The organism is Campylobacter sp. CFSAN093249, assembly GCF_011067895.1.
Taxonomy (GTDB): domain Bacteria; phylum Campylobacterota; class Campylobacteria; order Campylobacterales; family Campylobacteraceae; genus Campylobacter_D; species Campylobacter_D jejuni.
The window spans coordinates 87,267-102,884 of the sequence record NZ_JAAMWM010000006.1; the positions used below are offsets into that span (position 1 = coordinate 87,267).

Below are 15,618 nucleotides of genomic sequence, written 5' to 3' on the forward strand. Positions count from 1 at the left end.
TTTAACAAAAAAACTAAGGTAGAAAGTATGAAAATAGCAATTATAGGGCTTGGGCTTATGGGTGGATCTTTAGGGCTTTGTTTGAAAGAAAATAAGCTTATTTCTTGTGTTTATGGTATGGATTTAAGCAAAGAAAATGAAAAAGATGCCCTGCAATTAGGTCTTATTCATGAGCTTATAGAATTTAAAGATTTAGCTTTATGTGATATGATTTTTGTCGCAACTCCTGTTAATGCTATTATAGAAATTTTGCAAAAGTTAGTTGATTTGCCTTCTAATGTAACAATTATAGAGCTTGGAAGTACAAAAAGAAAAATTATAGAAAGTTTGCCTAAGAATTTAATCAAACAAACTCTTTTTGCTCATCCTATGACAGGAACTGAAAATTCAGGTCCAAAAGCGGCTTTTAAAGAGCTTTATAAAGATGCAGTTTGTGTTCTTTGCGATAGTGAAATAGCTGATGATTTGCATCAAAAAAGAGCAGTAGAAATTTTTTCTCATTTAGGGATGAAAATTGTTTTTATGGATAGTAAAGCCCATGATCATCATGCTGCTATTATTTCTCATTTGCCTCATGTTATAAGTTTTTCTTTGGCAAATTTTGTAATGAAAGAAGAGGATAAAAGAAATATTGTTCATTTAGCTGGAGGATCTTTTAAAGGCATGAGCAGAATTGCCAAATCATCGCCACAAATGTGGGAAAGTATTTTTTTACAAAATAAAGATAATTTATTAAGTTCTATTGATTTTTTTCAACAAGAATTAGAGAGATGTAAACAAATGATACAATTAGACAAAAATGATGAATTAAGAGAATGGATGAAACAGGCTAATACTCTAAGAGAAATTTTATAAATTTGCTAGATATTTACTGAAAATATAATAGAATTTATATTAAAAGCAACAAAAATATTGAAAATTTTTAAGGAAGGTTATGGCAAAAAGAAAAGGCAAAACTTATTTATCTGTTTTAATTTTAGTTTTAATAGCAATTTTGATTTTTTTTATTTCAAGATTAAGTATTTTTGAAAAAAATCCTCCTCAAATTTTAATGCCAGATGTTGTATATACTGATCTTAAAAAACCTATTTTAGTGCATATTAAAGATGATGAAAGTTCTATCAAAAATGTACAAATTATATTGCATAAAGACGACAATACTAGTGCAATGGTTATAGCAGATGAAAAGATTTCTAATTTAAAAGATATTACCTTACAAGTTGCTTTGCCAAAATTTGGTTACAAAGAAAATGTAAAATCTTTTGTTTTGGAGGTGATAGCTAAAGATTCTAGTTTTTGGAATTTTTTTAGTGGCAATGAAGCAAGAAAACAAATTGCGGTATTAGTAGATAATACGGCTCCAAAAATCAATATCATAAGCAATTCTTACCAAATCGAGCAAGGTGGTGCTGGGGCAGTTGTTTTTAAGGCTGATGATGCTAATTTAGATAAGGTGTATATAGAAACAAATAAAGGTAAAATCTTTAAAGCCACACCTTATGTAAAAGAAGGATATTATGCGGCTTTGATTGCTTGGGATGCAAGAGATGAGGAATTTCGTGCATTTGTTATCGCTACGGATAAAGCGGGCAATATTTCAAAAGAACGTATAAGGTATTATTTTGTTAATCGTAAATATCGTGTTTCAAATATCAATCTAACGGATAAATTTTTAGATGGAAAGATTGAGAATTTAGCAAATCAGTACGCTCCAAAAGATAATAATCTCAATCGTTATGAAAAATTTAAGTTTGTCAATGAAACTTTAAGAAATAGCAATGAAAAACTTATCCATGAAATCACTTCAAAAGTACCTGAGGAAAAAATTGATAATTTTGATTTGAATTTATTTTTACCTCTTAAAAATGGTATGAAAGTAGCGGATTTTGCTGATCATAGGTATTATTCTTATAATGGGCAATTTGTGAGTGATTCTTATCATATGGGACTTGATCTAGCAAGCGTAGCACAAGCTCCTATCATAAGTAATAACGCAGGCAAGGTTGTTTTTGCTGCTGAAAATGGAATTTATGGTTTAAATTTAATTGTTTATCATGGTTTTGGAGTATATAGTCTTTATGGGCACTGTTCTTCTAAAAATGTTGATTTAGATGAAATGATTAATAAACAAAGCATTATAGGCAAAACAGGAACAAGTGGTTTAGCCTTAGGCGATCATTTGCATTTTGGAGTTTTGGTTCAAGGGGTTGAAACGCGTCCTGAACAATGGCAAGATAAAAAATGGATAGAAAATAATATTTACAATGTTTTAAATGATGGTAAAAAGATAATTTTAGGAAAAAATTAATGAAACAATTAACTTTAGCAAAAACTGTCAAAGGTGTAGGTATAGGACTTCATAAGGGTGAACCCATAGAAATTACTTTAGAGCCTTTAGAAGCAAATAGTGGTATAGTATTTTTTAGAAGTGATCTTAATGCAAGCTATAAGGCAAGTCCTGAAAATGTGATCAATACTCAAATGGCAACTGTTTTAGGAGATGATCGTGGATTTATTTCTACAATAGAGCATTTAATGAGTGCGATTAATGCTTATGGAATCGATAATGTACGCATAGTTTTAAATGCAAATGAAGCTCCTGTTATGGATGGATCAAGTATTAGCTTTTGTATGATGCTTGATGAAGCAGGGGTAAAAGAACTTGATGCACCTAAAAAAATTATGGTAATTAAAAAGCCTATAGAAGTAAGAGATGGTAATAAATTTGTGCGTTTAACTCCTACTAAAGAACCCCGTATTAACTATACGATTAAATTTGACAATGCTGTTATAGGTGAACAAAGTTACAATTTTGAATTCAGCAAAAAAAATTATATAGAAAACATAGCAAGGGCTAGGACTTTTGGTTTTTTAAAAGATGTTCAAGCTCTTAGGAGTATGAATTTAGCACTAGGTGGAAGTTTAGAAAATACTATAGTGGTAGATGAAAATCGTATTTTAAATCCTGAAGGTTTGCGTTTCAAAGATGAGTTTGTAAGACATAAAATTTTAGATGCAATTGGAGATTTAACCTTACTTGGATATCGTGTTTTTGGGGATTATACTTCATATGCTGGGAGTCATCATTTAAATCATTTACTTACTAAAGAAGTTTTAAAAGATAAAGATGCTTATGAAATTGTAAGCCTTGAAAAAACAACCCAAAAAGCTTATGAAAAGGTATTTGCATAAAAACTTCTCTTTTACTTAATACTTTATCTAAGCCTTTAATGATCGGAATTTATCAAGATGATAAACTTATAAAAACTTATAAAAGTGAAGAAAAAGCAAGCGAATTTTTACCAAAAATTTTAGATGAATTGCTTAAAGAATATGATTTTACAAGTTTAATCTATGCTAATGGTCCAGGTTCTTATATGGGGATTAAAATTTCTTATGTAAGTTTGAGTACTTTAAGTATAGTAAAAAATATTCCTTTATTTGCGGTGAGTGCTTTTGAATTAAATGGCTATAAACCCATAAGTGCAAATAAAAATTTTTGTTTTGTATATAAGGAAGGTGAAATTTGTTTAGAGCAAAATATCCCAGCAGAGTTTTTTTTACCAAAAAATTTACAAGAGCTTAAACTAAATAATGATAATCTTCCCTTTTATTTTTTAGATGCAATTTAGGATGAAATTTGAAAATTTTAGTTCCGGCTACGAGTGCGAATTTAGGGCCAGGTTTTGATTGTTTAGGACTTAGTTTAAAGCTTTTTAATGAAACTCAAATCCAAAAATCAGGTGTTTTTAGCATTAGTATTGGAGGCGAGGGAAGTGATAATATTTTTCTTAAAAAAAACAATATATTTGTAAATATTTTTTATGAAATTTATGAAAAACTAAGCGGAAAAAAAGATAATTTTCGTTTTATTTTTCAAAATAACATTCCTCTTTCAAGAGGATTAGGAAGCTCTTCAGCTGTGATTGTTGGAGCTATTGCCAGTGCTTATTATATGAGTGGATTTAAGGTAGAAAAAGAATGTATTTTAGATGAAGCTTTAATTTATGAAAACCATCCAGATAATATCGCTCCAGCTACTCTTGGTGGTTTTGTGTGTTCTTTGGTTGAAAAAAATAAAGTTTATAGTATCAAAAAAGAGATTGATAAAGATTTAGCTGCTGTGGTTGTGATCCCAAATTTGGCAATGAGCACGGAACAATCACGCCAAGCTTTGGCCAAAAATTTAAGTTTTAATGATGCGGTTTTCAACCTTTCTCATGCTTCATTTTTAACCGCTTGTTTTTTGGAGAAAAAATATGAATTTTTAAAATTTGCAAGTCAAGATAAGCTCCATGAAATCAATCGTATGAAAAACTTACCCGAGCTTTTTGAAGTGCAAAAATTTGCCTTAGAAAATAAAGCTTTAATGAGCACACTTTCAGGTTCGGGATCGAGCTTTTTTTCTTTAGCTTTTAAAGATGACGCTTTAGCTTTGGCAAAGAAAATACAAACAAAATTTAAAGATTTTCGTGTGCAATATTTAGAATTTGATGATAATGGCTTTGAAATTTGCTAAAAAATATAAAAAAAAGATATAATTTTGAAAAAACATATACCAATTAGAATGTGCATAGTGTGTAAAAACCGCTTTGAGCAAAATATGTTATTTAGATTTAAAGTTGTTTTAGGAGATATTGTGCCTAAAGCAGAACATGGAAGAAGCGGATATTTATGTCAAAATTGTATTGAGAGAGAAGATAAAGTCTTACAAAAAGCATTTTCTAAAATATGTAAAAATTTAAATACTAAAATTACTCAGCAAGGACTTAAGGAGATATTTTTAAATGGCAAAGATTAGAATTCATGAAATCGCAAAAGAATTAGGTTATGATAGTAAGGAAATTATTGAAAAGGCAAATGAATTAGGACTTGGAATTAAAACAGCATCAAATGCTGTAGAACCTGAGATTGCGGCAGCTATTTATGAGTATATACAAACAAGAGAAATTCCAGAAGCTTTTAAGAAAAATATCAAAACTCCTACAGCAAAAAAGCCTAAAAAAGAAAATATAAAAGAACAAGAAAAGCTAAATGAATCTGAAAAAAAAGAACCTAAAAAAGAAGAAAAGCTTAAACAAGAAGTTAAAAAAGAAGAATTAAAAATTGAAAAAGAAAATGCAAAAGAGGAAGAAAAACAAGAAATTATTGATGCTCATAAGCCACAAAGCCTTGCTAGTGCAACTTTAGCCAAAAGGCGCGGACTTGTTATTGTTAAAAAGAAAAAAGACGAAGAAGAAATTCAAGTTAAAAAAGAAGAAGTAAAAAATTCAAATGATATATCTATCAATAATGAAGAGCGCTTAAGTTTAAAAACTATGTTTTCAAATGCTGATGAGAGTTTAAAGAAAAAGAAAAAAGAAAAAAAATCTTTTGTTGCGAGTAAAAAAGAAAGTACCGAAAAAATGAATTTTTTAGATGAACATGATTTTGGTGATATTTCTTTAGATGATGAAGATGAGGTAGTATTACCTGATTTTAGTGTAAAAGAACAAGAAAAACCACAAAATATCAATAAAAAACAACCTAATTTTATAAGACAAGCTGTTGGAAATTCTGCGGGTTTTGGGTTTGAAGGTGGAATTCAAAGAAGAAGTCGTAAAAAACCATCTAAAAAGATTGAAAAAAAGGAAGTAGAAGAAGTAGGTAGCGTTGCTATTTCTAAAGAAATTCGTGTGTATGAATTCGCTGATAAGATAGGAAAAAGCACTAGTGAAGTGATTTCAAAACTTTTCATGCTTGGAATGATGACAACAAAAAATGATTTCTTAGATGAAGATGCGATTGAAATTTTGGCTGCTGAATTTGGTATAGAGATCAATATCATTAACGAGGCTGATGAGTTTGATTATGTAAAAGACTATGAAGAAGAGACTGATGAAAAAGATTTAGTGACTAGAGCACCTGTGATTACCATCATGGGGCATGTTGATCATGGTAAAACTTCTTTGTTAGATTATATTAGAAAATCACGCGTTGCAAGTGGTGAAGCAGGGGGTATTACTCAGCACGTGGGTGCTTATATGGTAGAAAAAAACGGGCGTAAAATTACTTTTATCGATACTCCAGGTCACGAAGCTTTTACTGCTATGCGTGCAAGGGGTGCAAGTATCACTGATATTGTAATCATCGTTGTAGCCGCAGATGATGGGGTAAAACCACAAACCAAAGAAGCGATAAATCATGCTAAAGCAGCAGGTGTGCCTATTATTATTGCTATTAATAAAATGGATAAAGAAGCAGCAAATCCCGATATGGTAAAAACTCAACTCGCAGAAATGGAAATCATGCCAGTAGAATGGGGCGGATCTTATGAATTTGTAGGAGTTTCGGCTAAAACAGGAATGGGGATTGAAGATTTGCTTGAAATCGTGCTTTTACAAGCTGATATTTTAGAACTTAAAGCCAATCCAAAAAGTTTTGCTAAAGCAAGCATTATAGAAAGTTCTGTGCAAAAAGGGCGTGGTGCGGTGGCTACTGTCATCGTGCAAAATGGAACACTTACTGTAGGAAGTACTGTGGTTGCAGGCGAGGCTTATGGAAAAGTGCGTGCGATGAGCGATGATCAAGGTAAAGCTTTAAAAGAAATCAAACCAGGTGAATGTGGGGTTATCGTAGGACTTAGTGAAGTAGCAGATGCAGGTGAAATTTTAATTGCAGTAAAAACCGATAAAGAAGCAAGAGAATACGCTAATAAACGCCACGAATACAATCGCCAAAAAGAACTTAGTAAATCTACTAAAGTTAGCATTGATGAGCTTGGAGCTAAGATTAAAGAAGGCAATCTAAAAGCCTTGCCTGTTATTTTAAAAGCTGATGTACAAGGATCTTTAGAAGCCTTAAAAGCAAGTTTAGAAAAACTTAGAAATGATGAGATTAAAGTGAATATCATTCATAGTGGGGTAGGAGGAATCACGCAAAGTGATATAGAGCTTGCAAGTGCGAGTGAAAACTCTATAGTATTAGGTTTTAACATACGCCCAACAGGGGAAGTTAAAGAGCGTGCTAAAGATAAAGGCGTAGAAATTAAAACTTATAATGTAATTTATAATCTTTTAGACGATGTAAAAGCCTTACTTGGTGGTATGATGAGTCCGATTATTTCTGAAGAGCAATTAGGACAAGCAGAGATTAGACAAGTGATTAATGTGCCAAAAATCGGACAAATCGCAGGTTGTATGGTAACTGAAGGGGTGATTAACCGTGGAGCTAAAATTCGCCTTATCCGTGATGGAGTTGTGGTTTATGAAGGCAATGTAAGTTCACTCAAACGCTTTAAAGATGATGCTAAAGAAGTGGCAAAAGGCTATGAGTGTGGCGTAGGTATAGAAGGGTGTGATGATATGAGAGTGGGTGATTATATAGAAAGCTATAAAGAAGTAGAGGAACAAGCAAGTCTATGAACCCAAGTGAGATTAAAAAACTACGCACTGAAAGTATCTTAAAAGAGCTGATCCCTGAAGCTTTAGCAAATTTAGATGATGAAAATTTGAAAAATTTGTGTGTAGTGGATGTAGAGTGTAAAAAAGGCAGATACGATGCTTTTGTGTATCTTGATAAGATGTTTTTTAATGTTCATGAGCAAGAAAAAATTTTATCTTCTTTAAAAAAGGCAAGTAGAGCTTTGCAAAATTACTGCATGAGTGAGCAGGGTTGGTATAGGTGTCCGAATTTTCATTTTAAATTTGATGATAGACTTGAGTATCAAAACCATATGGATGCACTTTTTGAAAAAATAAAAAAGGATAAAAATGAATCTTGAAGCCCTTTGCAAAGAAACAGGACTTAGTTTTTATGATGATGAGCTAGTAAGTGAAAATGGCAGAAAAATTTATAGAATTTATGTGCAAAAAGAAGGCGGGGTAAATCTTGATGATTGTGCAAGACTTAGTGAAATTTTATCGCCTATTTTTGATGTAGAGCCACCTGTAAATGGGGAGTATTTTTTAGAAGTATCTTCACCAGGACTTGAAAGAAAACTTAGCAAGATAGAACACTTTGCTAAAAGTATAGGTGAACTTGTGAAGATTGCAACCAATGAAAAAGAAAAATTCGAAGCAAAAATCATTGCTGTAGATGATGAAAATATCATCTTAGAAAATTTAGAAACTCAAGAAAAAACTACTATAAATTTTAATGATATAAAAAAAGCTAGAACCTTTGTGGAGTGGTAAGAAATCTAAATATGATTTAAAAATAACATAATTTAAGGATTTGGTAATGTGGAATTTAGATGAAAAAAAATTACAAGAAATGCTTGATGGCTTTTTAAATTTTCAAGAAGTATGGACTTTAGAAAAAGTTAAAAATATGACTCTTGAAGAATATACTAACATTAAAAAAGATAATCCAAATAGAGATGATTTTACTTTTTGGATAGAAAGTAAATTGGATAATCTAGGAAGTATTTGGGGTGGCTCAGCTTTTAAATTTGGTATATATAGAAGAAATGATGAAAGTCAGAAAGAATCTTCTAGCGGTAGATTATATAGTCAAAATTATGCTTGGATTGCTAAATATGGCAATAATGAAAATGAAGCATTTAATAATATCAAAGAAAAAATCATACAAATAATACAAGCAAGTCAAGATAATAATTTAAAAACTATAGAAAAAATAGATTTTGGGGATGCAATTAAATGGAAAATAGCTTTTCATTATCAAGATGTAAAGAATATAAAAATAGTTAATATTTTTTCTAAAAATGTTTTAGATTTAATATCTTTAAATGAATTTAAAGAAAAATTAAAAATATATCAAATACATAAAAAATTATTAGAGAATAAAAATTTATCATTAGTTAAAATGATAGAAAATATAGCTATTCCTTTATGGAATAAATATGGCATGGATAGTCAAAATTATATAGATAAAATGAAAAATTTATTTAGTGAATATTTAAATAAAAAGAAATTAGATAAAAATACTATAAATAAATATATTCAAGTTATAGAAAATATATCAAAAGAATTTTTAAAAGAAAATCTATATAGTTGTGATTTATTTAGTTTTGATCAAAATATAAATAAATTAAATAAAAATGAAGAATTTAAGTTAAAAAATAGCAATGGACACAATATGTATTCTAGTGCATTGAATTATTATAGAGCTTTTTTGATTGATTATTATGAACAAGATATTTTTATAACTGAAAGAGTGCAATCTGAGGAATCAAATATGAAAATTATACCATTAAATCAAATTCTTTATGGACCTCCAGGGACAGGAAAAACTTATCATACTATAGATAAAGCTTTAGAAATTTTAGGTGAAAATTTAGAAAGTAGAGATGAGAAAAAAGCAAAATTTGATGAGTATGTAAGAAAGGGACAAATAGTATTTACCACTTTTCATCAAAGCTATGGATATGAAGAATTTGTAGAAGGTATAAAGCCTATAATAGACAATGATGAAAATTCTCAAGAAGTAAAATATGATGTAAAAGATGGAATTTTTAAAGAATTATGTGATAAATCTTTGAAAAATTATATTTTATCAATGCAAAATGAAAATGAAATTGATTTAGATAAATTAATTTTTGAATTTGCTAATTATATTAATCAAGATTTTTTAAATAAAGGAAATGAATTTCCTTTAGAAAATAAAGTTAGTATTAAAAAAATTCTTTTAAACTTTAAAGATGAATATCGTTCTTTTTCATTGGGTGGTTCAATTAAAAGTCCTCAAAGCTTAACTATAGATATTATAAAAAGAGATTATCTAAATTTTAAAAATAAAAAAATTCTATCTTTTAAAGATATTAAACCAAAATATGATAGTCAAAGTGATTATCATGGTAATGCAATTTACTATTTTATGTTTTATAATAAATTAAAAGAATTTGAAAATATACAAAATGAAAAATTTAAAATAAAAAAAGAAATTTTAAAATCTTACATAATCATCATAGATGAGATTAATCGCGGTAATGTGAGTAAGATTTTTGGTGAGCTTATAACCTTGATAGAACCTAGTAAAAGGATAGGTGAAAAAGAAGAGTTAAAAGTGACTTTGCCTTATAGCGGTGAAAAATTTGGAGTGCCTAAAAATGTTTATATCATAGGCACTATGAATACAGCCGATAGAAGCATAACTTCTCTTGATACAGCTTTAAGAAGAAGATTTGAATTTATTGAGATGATGCCTGATGTGAGCAAATTATCTATGGATTGTGAAGGTATTAATTTACAAGAATTATTAAAAGCTATAAACACTCGTATAGAATATTTACTAGATAGAGAAAAAACCATAGGTCATGCATTTTTTGTAAGTGTTGAAAATTTAGAAGATTTAAAAAAAGTTTTTCAAAATAAAATTATTCCGCTTTTGCAAGAGTATTTTTATAATGATTATGCTTTGATTAATGCGGTTTTAAATCATAATGGTATGATTAAAGAAGATAAAAAAGATGATAAATATCTTCAAAAAATAAAAAATCTAGATAGTGTTAATAGCGAGAGAAGTATTTATAATATTGCTTCATTTGATGATAAAATTTGGGATAAAATAGAAATATATCAAGCAATTTATAATGATGAAATAGCAAATAAATTAAAAAACGAAAATGAATAGCACTTTTTCCATCATCGAATACCAAGCTTTTTCTAAAGAAGATTTAAAAGAAATTTTCAAAGAAAAGGCCGAAGGGTTTTATAAAGAGCTAGAAGACTTTGCAAAAAATAATGAAAATCTTCTAGGCTTTAAAAACAAAAATTCCTTAAAAGCTAAAAATTATGTCGGCATTATACAGACTAAAAGCGGGGTTTTGGAGATTTTGCCAAAATGCACGAATTTAGATAGTTATAAAAAAGAAGATAGTTCTTCAAATCATGACAAAGAAAAACTAAGAAGATGTTATGAATTAGACAATATTTCTAAAAATAATGATTTTTATGAAAAAGATTTTAAATTTAATCCTAAAAATCTTTTGATAAATATGCTAAAAACCTTAAAAAACTCCCCCTTTAAAAAATCGCAAATTTCATCTTTGCAAAGTTCTAAAATTCCTTTATTTGAAGTGTTTATCACTATGTTTTTAGATGAATTTGATAGCGTATATAAAAAAGGCTTGATGAGATCTTATCTAAGTTGCGAAGAAAATAGGGCTTTTTTAAAGGGAAAATTACTATTTAACGAGCATATCAAGCGAAATTTGATACACAAAGAAAGATTTTTTACAAGCAATGATGAGTTTGTTTTAGATATAGCACCCAATCGTTTGATAAAATCAACGCTAAATTTTTTAAAATCAAAAACAAGTTTGAATAAATTTAGACTTATAAAATCTATGCAAATTCTCGATGAGGTAGAATTTTCTAAAAATTATGAAAAAGATTTTAGTTATAAAATTTCAAGACATTTTGATTATTATGAAAACTTGCTTTTGTGGTGTAAAATTTTCTTAAAAAATGAAAGTTTTATGCCTTATCATGGTAAAAATGAAGCTTTTGCTTTGCTTTTTCCTATGGAGAAAATTTTTGAAGATTATGTAGCTTATATGCTAAAAAAAGTAAATCCAGCTCAAGATATTAAAGTTCAAAACAATGGAAAGTATTTAATCTCAAAAAATGATGAAAATTGTTTCATGTTAAAGCCTGATTTATATATAGAAAATAAAATGATCCTAGATACCAAATGGAAAATTCCAAATGATAGTGAAAATGAGAAAAAACAGGGTATAGAACAAAGCGATTTGTATCAAATGTTTGCTTATGCTTGCAAATTTAAAATTTATGATATTAAACTTGTGTATCCTTTATGTGAAAAAACTCAAGATTTACAAAGAAAAATCGCAGAAAAATTTTTTGTTTTTAAAGCAAGCGAACATTTGTATTTTAAAGAACAAGGGCAAAAAGATATAAAAGTCCAAGTATTTTTTGCACCTTTACCTTTTTAAAAATTTGCCTATCAAATGCACTAAAAAACCAAAGCAAGCTATAGCTATGATGCAAGCACCGCTTGAGAGATTAAGATAATAGCTAAGTATAAGTCCTAAAATACAAAAAATCATACTTAAAAAACTTGCCAAAATCATGATAAAGCCAAGTCTTTTGGTAAAATTTTCAGCAATAAAGCTTGGGATACTAAGTAAAGCCATAACTAAAATAAGCCCTACAAGGCGTATGGAAATAACTATGCAAAAAGCCATAAGGGCGATTAAAAGATAATGAAAAAAACTTGTATTGATACCACGAACTTTTGCAAATTCCGCATCAAAGCTTAATGCTTCAAATTGTCTATAAAATAAAAAGATCAAAAGCACCACCACGCTATCAACCAAAGCCATAAGCCATAAATCTTGTGTTCCTACAGCCAAAATGCTCCCAAAAAGATAAGCCATTAAATCTGTGTTATAACTAGGGCTTAAATCGATTAAAATAATCCCAACAGCCATTCCAAAAGCCCATATTACAGCGATAATACTATCACTTCTGTGTTCATAGTGTTTAGCTAAAAAAGCTACTAAAAAAGCCAAAAATAAAGTAAATATTCCCGTGCTTAATAAAATAGGTAAAGAGAAATAAAAAGCTATACCTATACCACCAAAAGCCCCATGTGTTATACCTCCAGCCATAGAAAAAAGGCGATTTATCATCACCAAAGTGCCTATGATCCCACAAGCTATACTGACTAAAATCGCTCCTAGTAAAGCGTTTTGAAAAAAGGTGAAATTTAAAATTTCAAGCATTATTTTCCTTTGAAAATTTTAAACAAAAATTTTCTTTTTTAAATTCTGTTTTTTTCAAATTTCTTCTTGTAAATTCTTGTTCGCATAGTTTTTTACTATCGCAATTTTCTTCATCGCAAAAACAAGTATTTAAACTCATTTCTACATCACAAAAATGAGAGTGGTTTTCGTATAAATGTTTTAAAAATGAACTTTTTTCTTTTTCTTTAGTGTTGGTATGTAAGAAAAGTTCTTTGTTTAAATGTGCAATTTTATCGCTATAAGCTAATACAAGGTTGATATCGTGACAAATGAGTAAAATTCCCATGCCTTTTTGGTGCAAAGAGCTTAGAAGTTCAAAAATTTGTATAGCAGACTTGTTATCAACGCTTGCGGTAGGTTCATCTAAAATAAGCATCTTACATTCACTAGCTAAGGCTCTTGCGATAAAAACACGTTGTCTTTGTCCTCCGCTTAGAGAATCAATTGTTTTGTTCCAAAATTTTTCCATTCCTACACTTTTTAAAGCTTGCATAGCTTTTTCTTTATCTTTTTTCTCATAAAAACCAAAAATTTTTTTACTTACAAGTCCCATAAGAACGATTTCAAGTACTCTTGGACAAAAATTAGGATTGGCTAGAGTGTGTTGAGGAACATAGCCTATTTCTTTTCTTTGAAGAGCTTTGAAATGGATTTCATTTTTGGATTTTAAAAGTCCTAAGATAAGTTTTACGAGTGTTGATTTTCCTGCACCATTTGGACCTATGATAGAGAGAAAGTCTTTATTGTCATAGCTAAGACTGATGTTTTTTAAGATGATTTCATTATTATAAGCGTAGTTTAGATTAGAAATTTCAAAAAAAAGCATCAAAAAACCTGATTATAAATTATGAGAAAAGGCATCAGCAGTTTTTAAAAGCTCATTTTCCCAATCATAAGATAAATGATCTATTTTGTAAATTTTTGCATCACATTCTTTAGCAAGTGTTTTTGCTGCATTTTCAGGGAAACCATTTTGAACAAAAATGACTTTTAAATTTTTATCTTTCATTAGAGTGATAAGTTTTTGCAAATCTTTGCTTTTTGGTTCCTTACCTAAAATTTCTACAGGAATTTGCGTAAGATTATAGCGTTTTGCAAAATATGTCCAAGAAGGATGATAAACTACAAATTCTCTATTTTTTAATTTTTCTAATTTTGAGGCAATTTGTAAATTTAAACTATCTAATTCTGCTAAAAATTTATCTAAATTTTCTTTATATAAATTTTCATTTTGTGGATATTTTTGAATCAAGGTGTCATAAATATTTAAAGCCATAGTTTGGACTAAAATAGGATCTAGCCAAGTATGAGGATCAAAATGCTCATGTTCGTGGTGTTCATGCTCATGAGAGTGTTCATGTGTATCATGAGTTTGAATCAAAGCTATGTTTTTTTGCATATTTACAACTTGAAGTTTTGAAAAATTTTGTTTAAATTTATCCGTAAAAACTTTTTCAAATTCTAAGCCTATAGTGAAATAAATATCACTTTTTTCAAGTTTTTTCATAGTACTTGGTTTAAATTCAAAATTATGCTCATTGCTATTTGGGGGCAAAATAACATTGACATCTAGAGTATTTGCAGCTATTTTTTTAACAAAAAATGCTTGAGGTGCTATACTGACACTAACTAAATTGCTACTAGTATTTTGTTCTTGCTCTAAATTTTTAGCTTGTATGAAAGTATAAAATATCCCTAAAGATAAAATAAATAATAGAATTTTTTTCAAAATATTTCCTTCGATATAAATTTTTTAAATTATAACGATATTAAGCTTAATACATAGAATTTTCGAAGCGATATTTATTTAAATAAAAATAATAAATATAAATTAATTTAATATTTATTAAATGAAATTTTTTATCACTTTTATATTTAAGTAAAAATTTAGATTTTTTAATTTATAATTCTTAAGAAAATTTAGCATTATTTTATATTTTATAAAATTAATGTTAAAAGTTCTTTTACAAAAATTAATTAAATTTAAAAGGAAAATAATGAATAGTATTAAAATAAAACTTTCTGTTATTGCAAATTCAATTGCAATTTTTGCTTTAAGTATTTTGAGCATCATTAGCTTTTACTTTACAAAAGATTCTTTGTATCAAAGTACGCTTTATACTGAAACAGAACTTCTTAAAGCAACACAAATTTCTATAGAGGATTTTAGATCCAGAAATATATCTTTGCTTAATACTCTTGAAAAAGATATATTAAAATTACCCTATGAAGCACTAAATTCTCAAGATAACATAGTTAATAATGTAGGGGCCATATTAAAATACTACCGCAATAGTGGAAATTTGCTTGCTGTTTATATTGGTTTAGATAATGGTGAAAATATCATGAGTAGTGATCTAAGCGAGAAAAAAAATACTAATATAACTATAAATGGAAAAGCCAACAACTATAATGCAACTACTAGGGAATGGTATAAAGAAGCTAGAAATAGTAATCAAATCTATATAACCCCAGCTTATATTGATGCTATTAGTAATGAATACTGCATTACTTACTCTAAAGCTCTTTATAAGGATGGTAAATTTATTGGTGTTTTAGGAATTGATATTTTATTAACTAGTTTACAAGATCAAATCGCTAGAACTCCAGGCAATACCTTTGTTTTTGATAATAAAGATAAAATTTTTGCAGCCACCAACGAAGCTTTATTAGATCCTTCGGTAGACCATTCTCCTGTTTTAAATGCATATAAAGCTCATGGTGATAACAACTTCTTCTCTTATAAGTTAAATAATGAAGAAAGACTTGGAGCTTGTACTAAAGTCTTTGCTTATACAGCTTGTATTACCGAAAGCGCTGATATTATAAATAAACCTATATTTAAAGCAGCATATATACAAGTTATAGCCTTAATTGTTATGATATCTATTAGCGTCATCCTCCTTTAT

15 protein-coding genes are annotated in these 15,618 nt (G+C 28.7%); 12 read left to right on the plus strand and 3 right to left on the minus strand.

The window, feature by feature from the left end:
* Positions 1–27: 27 nt before the first annotated feature.
* The 11 genes from FBF10_RS07115 (at position 28) to FBF10_RS07165 (ending at position 11,896) form a co-directional block, all read left to right on the plus strand.
* Positions 28–855: a prephenate dehydrogenase gene (locus tag FBF10_RS07115; protein WP_002864662.1), complete on the plus strand. Its 828-nt coding sequence runs from the start codon at positions 28–30 to the stop codon at positions 853–855.
* Positions 856–934: 79 nt separating this feature from the next.
* Entirely contained in the window at positions 935–2,308 is a 1,374-nt protein-coding gene (locus tag FBF10_RS07120) for a M23 family metallopeptidase (protein ID WP_002858680.1), read from the plus strand.
* Positions 2,308–3,192, plus strand: coding sequence for a UDP-3-O-acyl-N-acetylglucosamine deacetylase (gene lpxC / locus FBF10_RS07125; RefSeq protein ID WP_002859351.1), 885 nt, complete (start codon positions 2,308–2,310; stop codon positions 3,190–3,192). The genes FBF10_RS07120 and lpxC overlap by 1 nt, the downstream gene beginning before the upstream one ends.
* A 38-nt stretch (positions 3,193–3,230) precedes the next feature.
* Complete coding sequence (locus FBF10_RS07130; RefSeq protein WP_002851789.1) at positions 3,231–3,632, plus strand: tRNA (adenosine(37)-N6)-threonylcarbamoyltransferase complex dimerization subunit type 1 TsaB; 402 nt, start codon at positions 3,231–3,233, stop codon at positions 3,630–3,632.
* An 8-nt stretch (positions 3,633–3,640) separates the two neighbouring features.
* Positions 3,641–4,519, plus strand: a complete 879-nt coding sequence (thrB, locus tag FBF10_RS07135) for a homoserine kinase (RefSeq protein ID WP_002888538.1) — start codon at positions 3,641–3,643, stop codon at positions 4,517–4,519.
* A gap of 24 nt (positions 4,520–4,543) precedes the next feature.
* Positions 4,544–4,801, plus strand: coding sequence for a YlxR family protein (locus tag FBF10_RS07140; protein WP_002859353.1), 258 nt, complete (start codon positions 4,544–4,546; stop codon positions 4,799–4,801).
* Positions 4,788–7,403 (plus strand): translation initiation factor IF-2, encoded by a 2,616-nt coding sequence (gene infB, locus FBF10_RS07145; RefSeq protein ID WP_002864659.1) that lies wholly within the window; start codon positions 4,788–4,790, stop codon positions 7,401–7,403. Before FBF10_RS07140 ends, infB begins: the two co-directional genes overlap by 14 nt.
* On the plus strand, positions 7,400–7,762 hold the full coding sequence (rbfA, locus tag FBF10_RS07150; protein WP_002778650.1) for a 30S ribosome-binding factor RbfA: 363 nt from the start codon (positions 7,400–7,402) through the stop codon (positions 7,760–7,762). The genes infB and rbfA overlap by 4 nt, the downstream gene beginning before the upstream one ends.
* Positions 7,752–8,174, plus strand: a complete 423-nt coding sequence (rimP, locus tag FBF10_RS07155) for a ribosome maturation factor RimP (protein WP_052804107.1) — start codon at positions 7,752–7,754, stop codon at positions 8,172–8,174. The genes rbfA and rimP overlap by 11 nt, the downstream gene beginning before the upstream one ends.
* Before the next feature lie 46 nt (positions 8,175–8,220).
* Positions 8,221–10,572 (plus strand): McrB family protein, encoded by a 2,352-nt coding sequence (locus tag FBF10_RS07160; protein ID WP_052804106.1) that lies wholly within the window; start codon positions 8,221–8,223, stop codon positions 10,570–10,572.
* Positions 10,565–11,896 (plus strand): McrC family protein, encoded by a 1,332-nt coding sequence (locus FBF10_RS07165; RefSeq protein WP_002868391.1) that lies wholly within the window; start codon positions 10,565–10,567, stop codon positions 11,894–11,896. Before FBF10_RS07160 ends, FBF10_RS07165 begins: the two co-directional genes overlap by 8 nt.
* On the opposite strand, the gene FBF10_RS07170 is transcribed toward FBF10_RS07165, so the two are convergent.
* From FBF10_RS07170 to FBF10_RS07180, 3 genes are read right to left on the minus strand one after another with little or no spacing between them, the layout of a single operon-like run.
* Positions 11,885–12,688: a metal ABC transporter permease gene (locus FBF10_RS07170; RefSeq protein ID WP_052804105.1), complete on the minus strand. Its 804-nt coding sequence runs from the start codon at positions 12,686–12,688 to the stop codon at positions 11,885–11,887. The two genes, FBF10_RS07165 and FBF10_RS07170, sit on opposite strands and share 12 nt — an antisense overlap.
* On the minus strand, positions 12,681–13,535 hold the full coding sequence (locus FBF10_RS07175; RefSeq protein ID WP_002888532.1) for a metal ABC transporter ATP-binding protein: 855 nt from the start codon (positions 13,533–13,535) through the stop codon (positions 12,681–12,683). Before FBF10_RS07175 ends, FBF10_RS07170 begins: the two co-directional genes overlap by 8 nt.
* Positions 13,536–13,547: 12 nt before the next feature.
* On the minus strand, positions 13,548–14,438 hold the full coding sequence (locus FBF10_RS07180) for a zinc ABC transporter substrate-binding protein (protein ID WP_002874274.1): 891 nt from the start codon (positions 14,436–14,438) through the stop codon (positions 13,548–13,550).
* 268 nt (positions 14,439–14,706) lie between these two features.
* On the opposite strand from FBF10_RS07180, the gene FBF10_RS07185 reads away from it, so the two are divergent.
* On the plus strand, positions 14,707–15,618 hold a 912-nt coding region (locus tag FBF10_RS07185), incomplete at its 3' end, for a cache domain-containing protein (protein WP_207306564.1).